This window comes from Aureispira sp. CCB-QB1, assembly GCF_000724545.1.
Classification (GTDB): domain Bacteria; phylum Bacteroidota; class Bacteroidia; order Chitinophagales; family Saprospiraceae; genus Aureispira.
Map to the genome: position 1 here is coordinate 93,463 of NZ_JHBV01000005.1, position 17,549 is coordinate 111,011.

General features: G+C 36.3%; 13 protein-coding genes. 5 read left to right on the top strand and 8 right to left on the bottom strand.

Annotated features, from left to right (window positions below; all coding sequences use genetic code 11):
* The first annotated feature begins 58 nt into the window (after nucleotides 1–58).
* Both CG11_RS01805 and CG11_RS01810 read left to right on the top strand, forming a co-directional pair.
* The gene (locus tag CG11_RS01805; protein WP_052592583.1) at nucleotides 59–1,036 is read left to right on the top strand and encodes a DUF4249 domain-containing protein; all 978 of its coding nucleotides are present in this window, start codon (nucleotides 59–61) and stop codon (nucleotides 1,034–1,036) included.
* A 114-nt stretch (nucleotides 1,037–1,150) separates the two neighbouring features.
* A complete protein-coding gene (locus CG11_RS01810; protein WP_052592518.1) occupies nucleotides 1,151–3,043 on the top strand; it encodes a TonB-dependent siderophore receptor in 1,893 nt (630 codons plus the stop codon).
* Between the two features lie 97 nt (nucleotides 3,044–3,140).
* Here the strand turns inward: CG11_RS01810 and CG11_RS01815 are convergent, their stop codons facing one another.
* From CG11_RS01815 to CG11_RS01825, 3 genes are all read right to left on the bottom strand, one after another.
* A complete protein-coding gene (locus tag CG11_RS01815; protein WP_052592520.1) occupies nucleotides 3,141–4,097 on the bottom strand; it encodes a hypothetical protein in 957 nt (318 codons plus the stop codon).
* 51 nt (nucleotides 4,098–4,148) lie between these two features.
* The gene (locus CG11_RS01820) at nucleotides 4,149–5,699 is read right to left on the bottom strand and encodes a S8 family serine peptidase (RefSeq protein ID WP_052592522.1); all 1,551 of its coding nucleotides are present in this window, start codon (nucleotides 5,697–5,699) and stop codon (nucleotides 4,149–4,151) included.
* A 151-nt stretch (nucleotides 5,700–5,850) separates the two neighbouring features.
* Complete coding sequence (locus CG11_RS01825) at nucleotides 5,851–6,066, bottom strand: hypothetical protein (RefSeq protein WP_052592524.1); 216 nt, start codon at nucleotides 6,064–6,066, stop codon at nucleotides 5,851–5,853.
* Nucleotides 6,067–6,207: 141 nt separating this feature from the next.
* Between CG11_RS01825 and CG11_RS01830 the strand changes: the two genes are divergently transcribed.
* Nucleotides 6,208–7,017 (top strand): CAP domain-containing protein, encoded by an 810-nt coding sequence (locus tag CG11_RS01830; protein ID WP_052592526.1) that lies wholly within the window; start codon nucleotides 6,208–6,210, stop codon nucleotides 7,015–7,017.
* Between the two features lie 191 nt (nucleotides 7,018–7,208).
* Here CG11_RS01830 and CG11_RS01835 read toward each other — a convergent pair whose 3' ends face one another.
* Nucleotides 7,209–8,141 carry a DMT family transporter gene (locus CG11_RS01835; RefSeq protein ID WP_052592527.1) on the bottom strand — a complete coding sequence of 311 codons (933 nt, stop codon included), beginning with the start codon at nucleotides 8,139–8,141 and terminating at the stop codon, nucleotides 7,209–7,211.
* Between the two features lie 618 nt (nucleotides 8,142–8,759).
* Between CG11_RS01835 and CG11_RS01840 the strand changes: the two genes are divergently transcribed.
* Complete coding sequence (locus CG11_RS01840; RefSeq protein ID WP_231512750.1) at nucleotides 8,760–9,320, top strand: YqgE/AlgH family protein; 561 nt, start codon at nucleotides 8,760–8,762, stop codon at nucleotides 9,318–9,320.
* Nucleotides 9,321–9,859: 539 nt separating this feature from the next.
* On the opposite strand, the gene CG11_RS01845 is transcribed toward CG11_RS01840, so the two are convergent.
* The 4 genes from CG11_RS01845 to CG11_RS01860 all read right to left on the bottom strand — a co-directional run bounded on the left by CG11_RS01845 (nucleotide 9,860) and on the right by CG11_RS01860 (nucleotide 16,400).
* On the bottom strand, nucleotides 9,860–11,122 hold the full coding sequence (locus tag CG11_RS01845; protein ID WP_052592529.1) for a S8 family serine peptidase: 1,263 nt from the start codon (nucleotides 11,120–11,122) through the stop codon (nucleotides 9,860–9,862).
* An 834-nt stretch (nucleotides 11,123–11,956) separates the two neighbouring features.
* Entirely contained in the window at nucleotides 11,957–13,042 is a 1,086-nt protein-coding gene (locus CG11_RS01850) for a TIGR03032 family protein (protein WP_052592532.1), read from the bottom strand.
* 98 nt (nucleotides 13,043–13,140) lie between these two features.
* The gene (locus CG11_RS01855; RefSeq protein ID WP_052592534.1) at nucleotides 13,141–14,157 is read right to left on the bottom strand and encodes a toxin-antitoxin system YwqK family antitoxin; all 1,017 of its coding nucleotides are present in this window, start codon (nucleotides 14,155–14,157) and stop codon (nucleotides 13,141–13,143) included.
* Between the two features lie 8 nt (nucleotides 14,158–14,165).
* Nucleotides 14,166–16,400 (bottom strand): Na+/H+ antiporter NhaC family protein, encoded by a 2,235-nt coding sequence (locus CG11_RS01860; protein WP_052592536.1) that lies wholly within the window; start codon nucleotides 16,398–16,400, stop codon nucleotides 14,166–14,168.
* Between the two features lie 477 nt (nucleotides 16,401–16,877).
* Here CG11_RS01860 and CG11_RS01865 point away from each other — a divergent pair, with 477 nt between their 5' ends.
* Complete coding sequence (locus CG11_RS01865; protein ID WP_052592538.1) at nucleotides 16,878–17,480, top strand: hypothetical protein; 603 nt, start codon at nucleotides 16,878–16,880, stop codon at nucleotides 17,478–17,480.
* Nucleotides 17,481–17,549 lie beyond the last annotated feature (69 nt).

A 17,549-nucleotide genomic window follows, 5' to 3' on the forward strand; every position in this document is an offset into this window, starting at 1 on the left:
TTTAAAAGTATTAATTTTAATACAAGTTTTTTTTACAGAGTATCACCAAACAGCATTCATGAAAATCATACCTATTCTTAGTCTTTTTTTGCTATTCATTTTATCAACGGCTTGCGAAAAAGAATTCATCCCTGAAACTACCTACGACGGTCCAGAGCTTGTTGTAGAAGGTTATATTAGTGTAGGTCCAGGAGCATTACCGCCTTATGTCATTCTAACCAAAAGCATTGAATATTCCTCAACGATTGGCAGTGATATTTTAACTGATATTTTTGTCCATGATGCAGAAGTTAGCATTTCGGATGGCAATAACAAAGTGCAATTACAAGAACTATGCGTAAGCGATCTTCAGGCACTCCCCCCCTTTCTTCGAGATGCAATCCTTCAAGCTATCGGAATACCCAACAACTTTGACTCTACAGGATTTGATATTTGTGTCTATACCGATTTATTGGGGATTGTTGGCTTGGGAGTCGATGTAAAAGAAGGAGGAAGTTATGATTTAGAAATTAAAACAGATGATTTTAATACTGTCACCGCTACGACAACCATTCCTTACGCTGTTATCGTAGATTCTCTGACCTATATCAACCATCCTAGCTATCCAGCCAATGATTCGTTAGTAGAAGTAGCTGCTCATTTCAAAGATCCAGTTGGTCCCAATTATTATAGAGGTTTTTCCAAACGAAATAACGAACCTTTTTACCCTTCTAGTACACGAGGCACCAACGGGTCGGTGAGTGACGATAATATCTTTGATGGGCAAGAATTTAGCTTTGGAGTTATTCGTGGGCAAGATCCTTTTGGAGATTTTGACTTTGATACTTTTGGTTATTTTTGGCGGGGCGATACGGTTACTTTTCGTGCGGCAAACATTGATTATGCCCACTTCCGATTTTGGCAAACACTAGAGTATAATTCAGGTTCTCAAGGACCTTTTGGCACCTACACTCGTATTGAGTCCAACATTAAAGGTGGTTTGGGAATCTGGGGCGGTATGTCCTATCGTGATTACACCTTGATGATTCCTGAATAGATTGCCGACATAAAAACGCTTCTATAGAATTTGTAAAAAAGTCAAAAATTAGCCCATCAGTATCCTAAAACTGTTTATAAAATCCCTAGTTTTGCACATACAAAAACAACAGGGATGCAATTCTATTTAATTTTATGGTGTTTACTTTTCTTGAGTACTCCTATTATGGCACAACAAGACAGTACCATCTTAACCGATCATAGTGATACGATTATTCTTGAAAAAAGTCGCTTGCCCGACTTTGGGCTAGGACACAATACCAAACACTTAGGCAAAGAAGTTTTAAGTACTTATAGTAGTCGAAATTTAGCGCAAGTACTTCAATTAGAGAGTACTTTTTTTGTCAAAAACTATGGCCCAAGTGGTATTAGCAGCCTATCTGGACGAGGTGGTGGTGCTAGCCATACCGCTGTTTTATGGGAAGGCTTTAACATCCAAAGCCCCATGTTGGGTCAAGCTGATATTTCCTTACTTCCTGCTGTTTTTGTAGACTATGTAGACATTCAGTATGGTGGCGAATCTGCCTTATTTGGCAATAGTTCTATTGGAGGCGCCTTGCACCTTGGAACCAATTCAAAATTTGGTAGAGGCTGGCATTTTGAAGGGAATTTGCACGGAGGTTCTTTTGAGGATATTGGTCAACAATTCAACTTAAGTTACAGCAATCATTGGTATTCGGGCAGTATTCGTTCTTTTTATCATAATGCTAAAAACAATTATCTATTTAAAGATATTAATGCCTTTGGTTTTCCTAAGCCTATCAAAGAGCAAACCAACGCTCGTTTGCAACAATGGGGGATTTTGCAAGAGCACAATGTCAAGTTTAAGAAGCATCAATTGGGAATCAAAGCGTGGTATCAAGACAGCAAACGTCAAATTCCTCCCCCTTTATTATTGAGCAGTAGTAATGATTTTCAAAAAGATGAAGCATTGCGATTGGTTGCTCATTGGAAAACCTATTTTGATACGCAAGTTTGGAAAGCTCGATCCGCCCTATTCTTAGAATCCCTGCATTTTCAAAGTGATGCTGTTAACTCCTTGAGTAAGATATTAAGTTCTATTTCTGAAATTGAAAATAAATGGTATTTAAACAATTTACACCACTTCAATTTTGGCTTGAACTACAGCTTTTTTAAAGCCAGTTCTGGAGGCTATACTCAAGATCCACAACAACACCGACTTGCGCTTTTTGGTGCGTATAAGTTTACAAGCGCCCAAAAGAAATGGGCAGGCACGTTTTCTATAAGAGAAGAGTTGGTCAATAACAATCTAATTACACCAGCAGCATCCTTAGGAGGCACCTGGAATTTTTACAAAAAGTTCCGACTAAACTTACACTTATCCCATAACTACCGTTTGCCCACGTTTAATGACTTATATTGGAACACATTAGGAAATAGCAACCTAAAACCTGAATATAGTTGGAATAGTGAATTGGGGCTTTGTCTACCATTTTGGTTCAAACAGTTTCATATTGAAACAACGATAACTGGATTTTGTAATTTGGTAAACGATTGGATTTTATGGTCTCCCAATACAGCGGGCTTGTGGCGACCAAGTAACGTTGAACAAGTTTGGGCACGAGGAATGGAATTAAATGTGCAAGGAAAATTTCATTGGAAACAATGGCAATTCAAAGCGGCCGCTAATTACGCATTTACACAAAGCACTCGCACCAAAGGCTCCGAACAATCTACCATTGGCAAACAGCTTATTTATACCCCAGCACACAATGCCAATATACGACTACAAGTTCAATACCGTCAAACCAGTTTGTTGTATCAGCATAGCGTAACGTCCTTGCGGTATATTGATAATGCTAATACAGAAATATTACCTCTATTCCACGTTGGGTATCTGCGCTTGAATCAACGTTTTAGTTTTAAAAACACTTCTGCAAATCTTTACTTACAAATCAATAACTTATTTGGAGAAGATTATCAAGTTGTTAGTAACCGAGCAATGCCTTGGCAACAATTTGAACTGGGAATCGGAGTTCGATTATAGTTTAACTTAAAACAAAAAACTCTCAAGAAACAATTTCTTGAGAGTCATTCAATCTGTTATTAAAGTCTTGCCTACAATATTCATTCATGAAGAACATCTATAGAGAATTGGGCAAGAACGCTTTATTTTTACGCAATGAAATTTTCACATACTCCTTAGCAGGAAATTTCAAATTTTTAGCGTTTGCTTTTTCTAGTTGTACAGAGGTTTTAATTTGAGCCAAGGAATACTCTTTAGAACCAGCTTTGTATACTCCTACCAAACGATTCAAAACATCACCCATGATAGCCGAAAAGTCTTCTGCTGCTACCAAGTCTGCCTTTCCATCAATCTCCTCCACCGTATGACAAACAACGTCTAAGATAATTTCTCTTCTTTTTATTTTGTTTTGGACATCTTGTGGTAGATTTGTCCACCAATATTGCAATGTTTTGATATTGTCATTGGTAACATTTTTTTCTCTTAGAAAAATATCTGCTGTAAACTCTTGCAATTTTACAGGAACTTGTTTTACCAAACGAATATTGGTTGCATGTTCTCCTTCTTGTGGATTTTTTTGACCATCAATCAGGGTTGTACTAACAGTATATTTCATTTCTGTTTCAGAACCAATAATTTGTTCTAAAGCTTCACCTGTATTTTCTATTTGTGAGTCATTTAATTGAGGGTTAATATCCTTTTTATCGTTTGTACGAATATTAGATACCACTTCAATATCTATTTCGTTTGATTTAATCTGAGATTGAACAGGTTTAGGCAAACTATCCCACCAAGATTCTAATTCTTTGACATTAGCGTCGGACAATTTGGCTTCTTTTTGTTCATTTTTGGCACGAATCAAACGAATTTCGTGTTCTTGAATTGGCACAGAAATCGTCATTTCTTCGTCTATAGCAGTTGTTGAAGAAGTAGTATTCAGTGCTAAGTTTTCATTGTTAACAATAGCGCTATCGTCATCATTAGCAGCAACTGGTGCAGCATCATTGGCACATCCAGTTAGCAAAATTGCTACAAAGGAAGTTAAGATGATGTTATATATAAATGTGTCTTTCATAATTTCTTATTAATCATTACCAATAATACAGCAAAAATATTGCCAAAAACACTATTTCTTTAACAAACTTTTAACGGCATTTGCAGGATGAATTAACGCACCTGTAACTTTAGTATTACGAGTCTCTAGACCTGTTTGTTTCAATATTTTATAGGCTTCTTCGGTTGTTAACTTAGGTTGAATAGATTTCATAAGCCCCAACAACCCCGCCACATAGGGAGTCGCCATAGAAGTTCCATTAAAATATTCGTATTTATTATTTGGAATAGTAGAGTAAATATCTACTCCTGGAGCTGCGATTCCCATTTTTAGACCGCTAACATCATTGCTGAATACTGCTTTATCCAAATCTGGTGCTAATGCTGCTACTGTAATCACTCCATCGACAGAAGCAGGTGCTCGTTTTCTGGCATCTATATTTTCATTTCCAGCAGCCACTACTACAATACCTCCCTTTTTGTTCGCATACTTGACAGCCTGTTTGTATGCTCTTTGAGATTGCGCTGTAGCAGGTCCGCCAAGAGACATTGACAAAACATCTGCCCCATTATCCGCCGCCAATAACATTCCATTAATGATTGTTCGTTGTGTTGTATTGCCATATTTGCCAAATACTTTTACACTAGTTACCTCTACAAAATCGCCTGTTGGTGCAAACGAAGCGATTCCTATACCATTGTTAGAAACAGCCGCTGCAATCCCTGCACAATGCGTTCCGTGTCCATGAGGATCCGTATTATGATCGGTCGAAATAGATACAAAGCTGCTGTTTAAATCTTCGTGTTTTGCGTCTACCCCTGTATCAATGATTGCAATTTTTGCTTTTTTCTTAGGTTGTATTTTTTGCGTTGCCAATAATTCATACAATGCCTCTACATCCATGGCTTCATGTCCCCAAACTTTTTCTACATCTGGATCATTTGCTGTATATTTCTTTTTCTTGCGAGCCGGCACATCTTTAGCTATACTTTCTGAAGGATCCAACGATAACACTTCATTCGCTTCAATATGATCAATTAAATTACTCGCTTTAAACGTAGCAACAATCGCATCGTAATGTGCAATTTGATTGGTGGGGATATTAACTGCATAATAATCGTCCAAGTCTGTGCTTGCGCCATCTTTAAGAGCAAAAGCAGGCTCTAGCTTTAGCTGATATTGATCAATAATAGTTTGTAATTCGGACAATTGATGACCATTACTAACTTCTACCAACAACTCATTGTCAGGGTCTAAACCATCTATATTAGTAGAAGTTGATGTTGTCTGTTCCAAAGCATCTGACTCGGCAAATGGGAACCAATCAATTCCTCTTACACCACAATAGTATCCTATGGTCATTAAAATCAACATAGGAATAAAAATAATCTTGCTGCTACTAAAAGTATTTAGAAAAAAGCCTGCTCCAAACAGAAAGATAATGTTGATCGCAAGTGTTGACCAAGAAACAACTCCTGGCATTAGCAACGCCATTCCCAAATAAAGTCCAAACGAACTTAAGAATAGCTTTCCAAAAATTCCTCGTATCTCATTGTTTTCTTTAAACAGAAACCAAAAAGCCAAAGAAACAAAAGAAGCCAAAAATATAATTAATGTGAGCATACTCATCCTATTGTGTTATCTATTTCTTTAATTAATGCCCTTTTTATCAAAAGGTTACCTTTTTTGTAGTTCTTACAGTTGTTTGAACATAGTCATAAATAATACTTCGTTGATTTTTTAACGAAGCAATCCATAAAAGCGGTTGCACTTTTTACATTATATTAAACTCCAAAATTTTTATAGTAGTTCCCCACATAAAAATTGAAATACCTCCAGCTACTTTTTTTGCTTCTACCACTACCTTTAAGCCATCTTTTTGCAATGCTTTAGGCATTTCTTGCGGTTTCCACTTATTGCCATTCTCATCTATAATTCCCCAAAAACCACCCGATAAATTCTGATGTGTTACAGTTCCTTTTATTTTCATGGAGTGTCTTTATTTGTTTGAGTGTGTTAATTTGTTTATACTAATAATAACGTATATTTGCCACAATCTCGTTGTCCCTTATCCTATTTTTTTACCTTTTTCTACAAAAAGAAATCAAAATCCGATAAAAAACCATTTAATATGACCAATATTTCCGATTTAGAATTAGAAATTTTAGAATTAATCAACCAACACAGAGCAAGCCTAAACCTCACTCCACTCAGCATTCATCCCTCTATACAAAATTCTAGTTTTCAACACTCTACCAACATAGCAAAAGAAAACATTCCCTTTGGTCATGAGGGATTTTCTGAACGTGCCAATACACTAGTTCAAGTGTTGAATGGTTCGGCTGCTGCCGAGAATGTAGCAATGGGACAACGGAGTGCTAAAGAAGTTGTAGACGGTTGGCTAAATAGCTCTGGACATCGCAATAATATTGAAGGAGACTTCAATTTAACAGGTATTTCTATTGTTAAAAATTCTCAAAATGAAAATATTTTCACACAGCTTTTTATCAAAGCTCCTGTAACTAATTTAGACACCTTAGAACCTTCTCAAGAAGGAACCACAGATGTTAATTTAAACTACGCTATCTTAAAACTGATTAATAAACATCGATCAGGACAATATCTTCCCCCATTGCAAATCAATCCACATATACAAGCTATTGCCACACAACACGCACAAGCTATGGCTTCAGGAAAAATACCTTTTGGACACCAAGGTTTTGAAGATCGTGCCAAGCAACTATTGAGTAAGCTACATGGCTCTAGTGTAGCCGAAAATGTGGCATCTGGTCAAGAAAATGCGCCATCAATTGTCAATAGTTGGTTGGATAGCAGCAGCCATCGCAACAATATTGAAGGGGATTTTAATCTAACTGGCATTGGAATAGCTAAAAGTGAGACCCAAAAAGTGTTTTATTGTCAAATTTTGATAAAAAAATAAAAGCTACTCAAATTGAGTAGCTTATCTTTAGGTTTAGTTTATTTGTTTGTATTTTTAGCTATGATTATATGGGTAACCTAGGAACTTTTAGCACCTAAGTGCTAGGAATATTTCTTGTGTTTGGTAGCTCTTAATGCAACTCTACCAACTTATGTTACCGCTGTGTTAAAATAATTCTATTTTTTTTCTTTTTATAACGTAGGTTTCACTTCCAAATCTTCTTCTTCTACCACTGCATCCTCAAACACCCCATTGGTTTGTGACACCAAGTATCCACCCAATAAAATAAGTATACCTGCTATAAGTAAACTCAAAGAGGAACTATTCCCATCCAGCAAAATCCCTATTAAAGCTGTAAAAAGAGGAGTGGTATAAATATAGGTGCTTACAATAGAAGCATCCAAAACTTTGAGCGCAAATGTATTTAACAAAAAGGTAATAAATGTAATACAAATCAAAATAAACCCTAACGCAATCCAAACATTCGTATTAAATTCGCTCCATTCGATACTGGTCAAGCCCCATCCCCATACAGGAAACAGGTAGACCATACCAAATGTAAACAACCACCTTAAAATTGTTAGGGGATGATATTTGAGCAACAAAGGACGAATCAGTGTCAAATAAATAGCATATGCCCCAGCACTAGCTCCAACCATCATATTTCCTAATAATGGATTCTTAGCATCATTGACCAACCCTGTATCGCCCCAAATCAAAAAAACACCACCAATCGAAGCAATAAAAACGCCTACTAATTTTCCCACCTCTATCTCTCCCCTAGCAATAATGGCGAATAGTATCAAAAATAAAGGGGAAGTTAATGTCAGTAGTGATGCATTGATTGGAGTAGTTAATGCCAAACCTCCAAAAAACAAAACATTACTAATTGTAATTCCAAATAATGAACAAACAGCCAACAACAGCAAGTCTTTTCCATCTACTTTTTCTCGAACACTAATAAATTGAACTGTTCCAAAAATCAAAGCGGCAAAAATGGCACGCAACAAAGTTAGTTCAAATGGAGAAATGTACGCAGCGGCATCATTGGCAACAGTATAGCTACCTGCATATAACAAAGACTCTAATATGAGAAAAAAATGTGCTAAATATTCTTTTTTCATCCGTTCCAATTTTTATTTATTTCTTGCTATAACCAACTCTTATATAAACCTTTGCAGCAAAAAATGGGGATTCACTTTTAATTCATAATGAAGATACTATTTTTTGATTATTGGAGTCACATTTCATCAAAAAAATAGCTTTAAATCCTCTATTCAGAATCTTTTTTAGCACCTAAGACTGAACACAGTTCTATTTTTATTGTTTTAATAGCACTACTTTGTGAAAAAATCACATCAGTTTGACCTATTATTAGACAAAGTGGTTGTTTGCAAAAAAGTCAAACCATCTCCCTACAAGATAGTTTGACCAAAGCAATAGCTAAAGAAGTATTTAGCTCATCATTTATACATTTATAATAATGCTGTGTCCCTAAAAGGTTACAAAAAACTTAGAAATGTGTCTTACAACTGAGCGGTACTTGTATCTTGGAAAGACTCTTTGAAAATCATCACTTGTTCTAACAAACGTAGGAACGATTTGTCAAAGAACGCTTTTTTTTTACTAACTTCGCTTTGGGGCAACTTAGCAATTCTGTATCTAATTTTTATTTATCAACAAAGCCTATACAGCAACAATTTGCAGATTGCCTTATTCGAATCATTAAAACTAAGAAAACATTGAGCAGAAATAAAGAGGAAGAATTGAAATCTGGACAACTATTGGTGGCAGAACCTTTTTTGATGGATCCTAACTTCAAAAGAGGTGTCATTTTATTGTGCGATCACCAACAGGATGGTTCTTTTGGTTTTATTTTAAACAAACCAATTGAAATGAATATCAATGACTTAATTTCAAGCTTCCCTGAATTTGAATCTGAAGTATACTATGGCGGTCCTGTCCAAACTGACACCATTCATTATTTGCATACTAAGGGTGATTTACTGCCTAATAGTATCAAAGTACTTTCAGGCGTTTATTGGGGAGGTGATTTTGATCAACTCAAATCGTTTATTGAAATGGGGAAAATACAACCTAAAGACATTCGTTTCTTTGTTGGATATTCTGGTTGGTCAGCAGGACAACTAAGAGAAGAACAAAAAATATTATCTTGGATGACAGTAAATGGGCATATTGACTACGTATTTGGTGATAATAAGGAGCTTTGGAAAAACGTATTAGAAGAACAAGGTGGCACCTATAGTATTATTGCTCAAATTCCTACTCCCATTCTCAACTAACCCATCCACTATTTCCCTAAAAAAGAAAAAGCTATTTTGATATCGTATCAAAATAGCTTTTGTGTTTATTGATCGAGAAATAGGACATTTTCTCTTTTTTAACTTAACGTGGTAATGGAAAATCTTTCATGACTAAAATGAATTTTGTGTAGTGTGATAGTTTAATTATTCATGTAGAAAAGTGTTTACCTTTCATTCTATAAATTTACAAAAAATTAACGACTTTTTTCCTATACTTCATCATTTTTTTATTCAATACCAATGAATTAATAGATGTTATCCCTCGCCTTTTTTATCAAAAAAAATGACCACTTCTAACAATTTAATAAGAAGCAGCCATTTTTAATTATGCTATTATAGTGTGGTTATGGATTAGTAGCTTGTTTCTGTTTAGCCTTATCATTGGTGGTTCTTCAAAGGCACTACATTATAGATTGTCAATCAAAACACTCATCAAGTCTAAAAAATAACAAATTGATTGTCAAACATTAAAAAGCTAAGCATAATCCATAAGTAAGTATTTAGTCTAAATTGTCTATCTATCGAACAGCAATGGGATAAGATGCTCCACGGTTAGAAACCGATCCAGAGCTCCTTGGCAACGCATTGCGTACTTGCATAATACCTGCTACGTGTGGTGTTGCCATAGATGTACCACTCAATGTTGCGTACCCTCCATTCAAATAAGTGGAATAAACACTACTACCTGTTGCAATAAAATCGCATGGTCCTCTTCCGTAATTGGAGAAGGAAGACCAGTTTCTAGAGCAAGTCATGGAAGCAACCGTCAATACATTTGGTGCATTAACACAAGCTGGTTGATAGTATTTTGCATGAGCACTACTATTTCCTGCCGCAGAAGCAACGCGAGTGCCAGCATTACTCAAGCTATTTAAGATGGTTCTATAAGAAGAGCCTGTAGAACAACCATTTCCATAGTAGCCCCCCAAAGACATATTCACAACATCTCCTGCCAAGTCGTTGCTAGCCACATGGTTTAACCCACTAAGAATTCCACTAGTAGAACCACTTCCGCTACAACTAAATACTTTTACGGCAACAACAGGCGCGTTAGCAGCAACTCCCACAACACCGATAGAATTATTTCGAGCAGCAGCGGTTCCTGCTACATGTGTTCCGTGCCCATTACAATCATTTGCAGTTCCTCCCGCAAATGTTGCCGAATAAGATGTTTGAACATTCAAATCAGGGTGGTCTAAATCAATACCAGTATCTACAATCCAAATCCATCGAGCAGTTCCAGCATTCGCAGCTCCCCCTGCTCTAGTAATCCCACAAGGCGTTGTTTGTGCTCTTGCTCCGCTGTTGTCTATGCTCTCAATTTTAAAATCTGGCAAAGATTCTTCACGGTCATGTTCTAAAGAAGCTACCTTGTTATTTTTGGACAATTTTTCATACTCAGCTTCTGTCAATTGAATAGCAAACCCAGACATTACTGCCGTATAGTATGCCAGAACTTTGGTAGGATCAATTTCTTGGTCAATTAAAAAACGATTCAACTGATCAATGACTATCGTTGATTTTTCCTTCATAAATTGGCTTTTAGCAGCTCTATCTGTAAAAGGTCCATTGGCATAAGATATTGCTGGCGCAACAGCTGCATCTTTCAAAATAACAATGTATTGATTAGGTATTATTTTTCCCTCATTACTAACAGGCGTAACTACTTCTGCTGCTGCTACGTTTTGGACTTGTTGAGGTGCATCTTTGTTACAAGAAAAAAGTAATAATGGTAAAACTGCGAGAATAGTAAAAAGCTTTACTAATGTAATCCCTTTCATAATAGTGTGTGTTAAATGTGTTATTAAAATAAATTAGGTTAATGGTGTTCTTAGACTAAACACTTACAATTTATAGATAGATAAATAGTTAATTCATTATAATAGGACGTCAATAGCCTGCTTTAATTCTAGTGAATTAAAGGGTATTGATTAAAATACAAACCAATAAAAGGGGCACACCTAAGGCTATATTACAACTCTTGTATAGAAATTGTAACAGCTCTAATGTGATTTTTCAATAAAGCGAATGGATAAAAAATAGTATCCTACTCTGCCAAACCCAGAGGATAATTACTCAAAACTTAATTAGTTAATTTTCAGGCACTTTAGGACATAAAATTTCTTATCAAAAAAGCCGTTCACGACATTTTTAGATTGTCTAAAAGTGACCGTTTTCATTTCGGTAACAATTGTGTGCTAAAAATTCAACTTACATTGAAAATACTCTTTAAAGAGGAAAAAGAGTTTGATAGTATTTATAAAATCAGTACAGTACTACTTTTTTATAGACAGTTGATTATTCTGCTTTCAAAAAGTATTGGTATTTTTTATTCTTGTGTTTTTATTTTTTTCACAATATATGTATTTAAAAAATAAAATACTAGTTTTTTATTTGTTTTGTTTTTAAAAATTTAAAATTTTATGATAAATACTTCTTATAACATGAATAATAAGCTATAGAAATAGTTGATTGTATTACAAGTCTCGTTTCCAAAGAGTAATGCCCTTTTTGAGGAGATGAATTTGACAAAATAAAAAACAGCCCTAAGGCTGTTTCGATTTTCATTGGCATACATTTTTTTATTGACCATTTCAGAATCTTTCCCTCAACGCTTATTTTTGGGGAGGTGTTGACTTAGACCAATAAGTCGTATCGGGCAACATTAAGGCTCTTTGGTGTGCGTCAGTATAAGTATTGATAATATTCGGACGACTCGCATTCGGCAAAATTTGCACATCGTAAATTTCATCAACACTAGACAACCAATTTAAGTTTGCTACTACCTTTCCCGAAGGCAAATGAACAACTTTAATTCCTGCCGCATCAGATTCCTTTGAAATTTTCAAGTGCTTAAAAGTAGAAGATTTTTTTCGCAGTTTAGAGGTTCCTATAAATAGATATTCTCCATATTTAGTCATCCCTCGAACAAAGCCTGGCACTTGAGTCACTACATCATATTTTCCAGTTGCGGGGTCTACACAAACCAACTGCTCCTTTGCTGATAATAAAACATAAAGTTTTCCATCGTATAAGCGGGGCGCATGTGGCATTGCCAAACCGCTCGCAATAATTTCATTGCTGGCCACATCCATCAAAACTCCACCACCAATAATATTATCTCGCCAACTCTGAAGTGTATTTCCCGTACCTAGGGCAGAAATGTAGATAGGTTCTCCATCTTGCATTGCTAAGCCATTTAAATGACAGCGATCTTCTGAAGCTAATTTATCAATGAAATGAGGCTTCCAGACAGGACGAAAGCTATAATCCGAGTCTATCTTACAAAGACAAGAGAACGAAGTATTCACCCCCCACAAAGCATCCTTTCCATAATGCAAATCATGCATATCCAAATGCCCTGTATAATACGTTGCTCTAGGCAAGTACAACGCATCATATGTATTTGGTTTGGCGGGATATGTCTCTGCTAGTCGCTTTGAATTCGCCAAAATAATCACCTCATTTTCAGTGGCTATTGCCATTTTATTGTCCTTTACGGCTATCCCCATTGCACGTTTAAACGTTCGAGGCAACTGCACCAATTGATTGCGATTCGTAGCACTAACTAAGACTACTTTTCCTGCTTGATAAGTACTTACTACGATGGTGCAGTTGAGTTGCATCAATAACTCTGGCAAATTAGGACTGTGTGTACAAGCAAAAGGTGGTAATGTATTGGTGTTTATATTTTGATTCATTCTAGTTTAATGCTTATTTTGCTAATACTGCATAAGTTTCAATTATTAATACCCTATTGATTTCCAATAGAATAACAAACTATCGTATACGCAATATATTATTTTAATAATTTATCTTCTTTGTATTGATAAGTACCTTTTAAGTCACCATTTTCTTTATAATAAGAGCAAGTGCCATTTTTCTTATCCTTTAGAAAGTACTCTTCGCTCAATACCTTGCCATTCTCATAATAACTTGTCCAAGTTTTTTCTTTCAGTCCATCTATCAAATAGCCTTTTGACCTTAGTTTTCCAGTAGGATAGTAAAAAATAACCTCTCCTGTTTCTATACCTTTTTCATAGGTCTTGGACATTTTTAACGTTCCAAATTCGTAATAAGAACTCCAAACGCCATCTTTTAAGCCATCTTTATAATTCTGTACTGCCTCCAAAGCCCCATTGGCATAATACAACTTCCACGTTTTATCTTTTCGGTTTTCTTCTATATCAATTTCTTCAACAATCCAATAATAGGATTTATCTTTCAAATCTTTATTCAAATCAGGGCTAACAATAACATCTGCAACGGCTCGAAAAAATCGACTGGCTTGTAAAGTTCCATTTTTATAAAAAACAGAACAAGCACCAGATAATTGTCCTCTCGAATAATTTTCGGTTGTTCTTAATTGCCCATGCCCAAAGTAAGTTTTCCAAGAACCATGCTTTACCCCTTGCTCAAAACTACCTTCTTTCCCCAGTTGTCCATGCTCGTGATAATACTTCCAAGTACCTTCTTGCGCATCATTTATAAATTTTCCTTCAGAAAGCAGTTTTCCACTTTCATAATAATATTTAAAATCACCTTCTCGCTGCCCATTCGACCAATACCCTTCCAACTCTACTTCCTTGTTATCATAATAAAATAACCATTTGCCATCAGGCTCATTATGCTTATAATTTCCCTTGCCACTAATTTCTCCATTCGGATGATAAAATGTCCATACCCCTTCACGCTGATTATCAATAACCTTTCCCTCTTCTTTAAGTTGTCCATTATCATGATAAGCCTGCTCTATTTCTTGCCCAAGACTTAACAAAGAATAAAACATCAGTATAACTAAAAGCAATCCATTCATTGTAATCGTTATTTTTCTGCCATTGTTTCTAAATTGGAACTAGGGACTTCTTTCCCAAATAGCATGACAGCTCCAAACATCAAGGCTATTCCAACAACAAAGCTGATGATAAAAGGAATACCAAATGCCGTAGAAACATAGGTCATTGTAATACTAATACTTCCTACTGTCAACGCATAAGGAAGTTGCGTTTTGACGTGATCTATATGGTTACAATTCGATGCCAGCGAGCTAAGGATGGTTGTATCCGAAATAGGAGAACAATGGTCGCCCAATACAGAAGCAGCTAAAACCACTGCAATGACATTATACAGCAACTCCATTGCCGTTTCTAGTGGCAAACCTGCGTTTTGGCTGATACTCCAACAAAGAGGAATAGCGATTGGGTATAAAATAGCCATGGTACTCCAACTTGACCCTGTTGAAAAAGCGATGACAGCAGCCAAAATAAACACAACAACAGGAACCATATAAGGACTCAAACTATCTCCCAAGGTAGTCGTTAAAAATTCTGCGGTAGATAACTCTTCTGTTGTCGTTGCCAAAGCCCATGCTAAAATCAAAATCAACAAGGCTGGCATCATTGTTTTGAACCCAGCGACAACCGTTTCAATAGCGTCCGAAAGTTTCATAATACCCTGAGCTACTGTCAAAATCAATGCTAAGACAATAGCCGACATAGACGCCCAAAGCAATGCGGCATAAGAGTCAGAGTTTCCTATTAAGATACCCATTTTTCGAACAAAACCTGCCTCTCCTGAAGATTCCAGCAGTTGCATTTTTGACCAAACTTCCCCCCATCCATTGTGCGCTACCTGTACTCCATTTTCTACTAATGCACTATACGAAGCCTGCATCCCTGTATCAATCAACCCCATCAAAGTTCCGAACACGACCATTAAAATTGGTAAGAATCCGTTTATCCAACGATGTGGCGCTCCTTCCACAGGTTCTAACTCTTCCATATCATCGTCACTTAATGCTTCTCCCTCAGTATCAAACACACGACCAGTTGTTCTTGCGCGGCACTCCGCTTTATACATTCCTCCATAATCTCTTCCTGTAAAAATAATGATTAGAATAAAAATCAATGTAAAAAACGAATAAAACGAATAAGGCAACGAACTCAAAAACATAGAGTACGCAGATGGAGGATTCTCCAAGCCAGACAACAAGGGCATTGCATCACTGATATAGTTCAACTCTGCTCCAATCCAAGTGGTTATAAAAGCAACCGCAGATATAGGTGCGGCAGTACTATCGACAATATAAGCTAATTTTTCTCTCGATATTTTGTACTTATCGGTCAATGGACGAATCGTATTTCCGACAATTAAGCTATTGGCATAATCGTCGAAAAAGATAGCAACTCCCAACAACCAAGCGACAAATTGAGTGCTTTTAGGGCCCTTCGCCAAAGGTGCCAGCTTTTTTACCACACCTGCCATTCCTCCATTTCTAGAAATAATAGCAACCACTCCTCCTATCATAATTGAAAATACAATGACGGACAAATGGCTCGAATTATTCAAGGCTCCAATAATATAATGGTCAATAACACTAAAGAAGCTTTTAAGCAAACCATAGGGTGTTAGTTGCATCCCTCCAATGACCCAAGCTCCTGCCAAAATCCCCATAAATAAAGCCAATAATACTTGGCGGAAAATCAAAGCTAAAAAGATGGCTACTAGTGGCGGTATAATTGACCACCACAAGGGAATGGCTTGAATACGCAAGCCTCCATTTTTATATTTTTGCACGTGCACTAACTGTGTGTGCTGGTTGTCTAGACAAATAATTTCGTCTTCTTTGGGATGAGTTAATGGATCACAATCTGCACAATTTTTAACTTTGCAAGCTCTGTATTTTGAGCGTACAGATACTAATTCTCCTGCATAGGAAGCCTCATAATCCAAATGAGCAACGCCCTTTTCAAATAGAACAACTTTTGTCGACCCACCGAGTTCTATTGTTGAGGCAAACTGATTCGGAATGGTTGACTGTCGGTAAACGTTCTTAGCTATAATGGTTAACTGATTGGCTTCAAACTGTAAATCAAAATCCAAAAGCCCTAAGGTATCTATAACAGGTCGTGTTGGTTCGGGATCAGCTTGAACAATTGAATTGCTATCAACGTTGTTTAAAGTATCTACTTGCTGAACAGTATTGCTATCGGTTGGATTTTGAGCAAAGATGGCAGTTATACTCAAAATAATGAACAAAAAAGTAACTATAAGTCTCATTGTGCGTTTTTACTTAAAAGAGAAGTATGAAGTTCTATCAATTTAACATGTGAGTAGAAGTATAAAAGTTAATATTGGACTACTTCATGTTAAAATTGTGTAATAAAGGTAATATTTTTTTGAAAACAGATGAAGTTAGTTCTATCCTAAATTAGAATCATCTATTTATTTGCGCTTATTGCATCCCAACAAAAGCATACAGCACAAAGAATTAAAGGCAACCAAAACCAATTCAGCCCAAACGACTGGTTAAACACTCTTAGTAAGAACTGTTTAGCCTATACCAAGAGTAAATCAATAAACAATAGCATATTGAACCTTTACGATTCGCTTGATATAATCATTAATATAAGGCTCAAAATTTTGCAATTTGCCCGATTCGCTCTATTTTTCTAGGGATATGCTTTTCGTAGAAGCAATCTCCCCCATTCAACACAGAGCAATTTACCTGTGGATGTTAAACTAAATTAATTTATTATGATAAGATACCTATTAATATTATCTACCGTTTTATTGATTGTAAGTTGTAAAAAGAAATATAGTTCTTCGGATACAACGGATGCTACAGATTCGACGCAAGTTGATTCTAACACCTTGGTTTCGGATGTCAACTGGGGTGATGAGGAGGAAGCTATTTATGTTGAAGAAGAACCCGAAAAGAAAAAGCGCACTCATCGTTCTTCCTCTAACCGTAACCATCGTAGTGGTGGTGGAGGTGGCACTGCCGACACAGATGTTGATGTGATTAAATACAAAAACCATACTCGAGATGGGGATCGTCCTAGTGATTTTGCAACAGCCATTATCTATCCTGCTATTCGTATGGTTTATAGCGACAACTTTGCAAAACCCAAGGCTACTGTTTTGAATGCTCAAAAAGATGGAGAGCGTCATACGATTGACTTGGCCATCACATGGAAAGATCATTGGACTCCTAAATATAAAATCGAAGGCACTTTAGAAGTTAATACAGATGGTAGCGATGCCAAATTTACGATCACCAATAAAAACACCGAAGCCGAAGTGCTTGAACTTACCGAAGATAATTTTCAAACGGAAATCACACTACCTTCGTTATAATCTGATAAAATACCCCCACTTATACTTCCCAGCCTGTCCGTTTTAACCATTCTTTTATATGGTTAAAAT

What these genes read in the sequence shown, in the direction of transcription:
- CG11_RS01805 (WP_052592583.1), top strand. Translation starts at nt 59, where the DNA reads ATGAAAATCATACCTATTCTTAGTCTTTTTTTGCTATTCATTTTATCA.
- CG11_RS01810 (WP_052592518.1), top strand. Translation starts at nt 1,151, where the DNA reads ATGCAATTCTATTTAATTTTATGGTGTTTACTTTTCTTGAGTACTCCT.
- CG11_RS01815 (WP_052592520.1), bottom strand. Translation starts at nt 4,097, where the DNA reads ATGAAAGACACATTTATATATAACATCATCTTAACTTCCTTTGTAGCA.
- CG11_RS01820 (WP_052592522.1), bottom strand. Translation starts at nt 5,699, where the DNA reads ATGCTCACATTAATTATATTTTTGGCTTCTTTTGTTTCTTTGGCTTTT.
- CG11_RS01825 (WP_052592524.1), bottom strand. Translation starts at nt 6,066, where the DNA reads ATGAAAATAAAAGGAACTGTAACACATCAGAATTTATCGGGTGGTTTT.
- CG11_RS01830 (WP_052592526.1), top strand. Translation starts at nt 6,208, where the DNA reads ATGACCAATATTTCCGATTTAGAATTAGAAATTTTAGAATTAATCAAC.
- CG11_RS01835 (WP_052592527.1), bottom strand. Translation starts at nt 8,141, where the DNA reads ATGAAAAAAGAATATTTAGCACATTTTTTTCTCATATTAGAGTCTTTG.
- CG11_RS01845 (WP_052592529.1), bottom strand. Translation starts at nt 11,122, where the DNA reads ATGAAAGGGATTACATTAGTAAAGCTTTTTACTATTCTCGCAGTTTTA.
- CG11_RS01850 (WP_052592532.1), bottom strand. Translation starts at nt 13,042, where the DNA reads ATGAATCAAAATATAAACACCAATACATTACCACCTTTTGCTTGTACA.
- CG11_RS01855 (WP_052592534.1), bottom strand. Translation starts at nt 14,157, where the DNA reads ATGAATGGATTGCTTTTAGTTATACTGATGTTTTATTCTTTGTTAAGT.
- CG11_RS01860 (WP_052592536.1), bottom strand. Translation starts at nt 16,400, where the DNA reads ATGAGACTTATAGTTACTTTTTTGTTCATTATTTTGAGTATAACTGCC.
- CG11_RS01865 (WP_052592538.1), top strand. Translation starts at nt 16,878, where the DNA reads ATGATAAGATACCTATTAATATTATCTACCGTTTTATTGATTGTAAGT.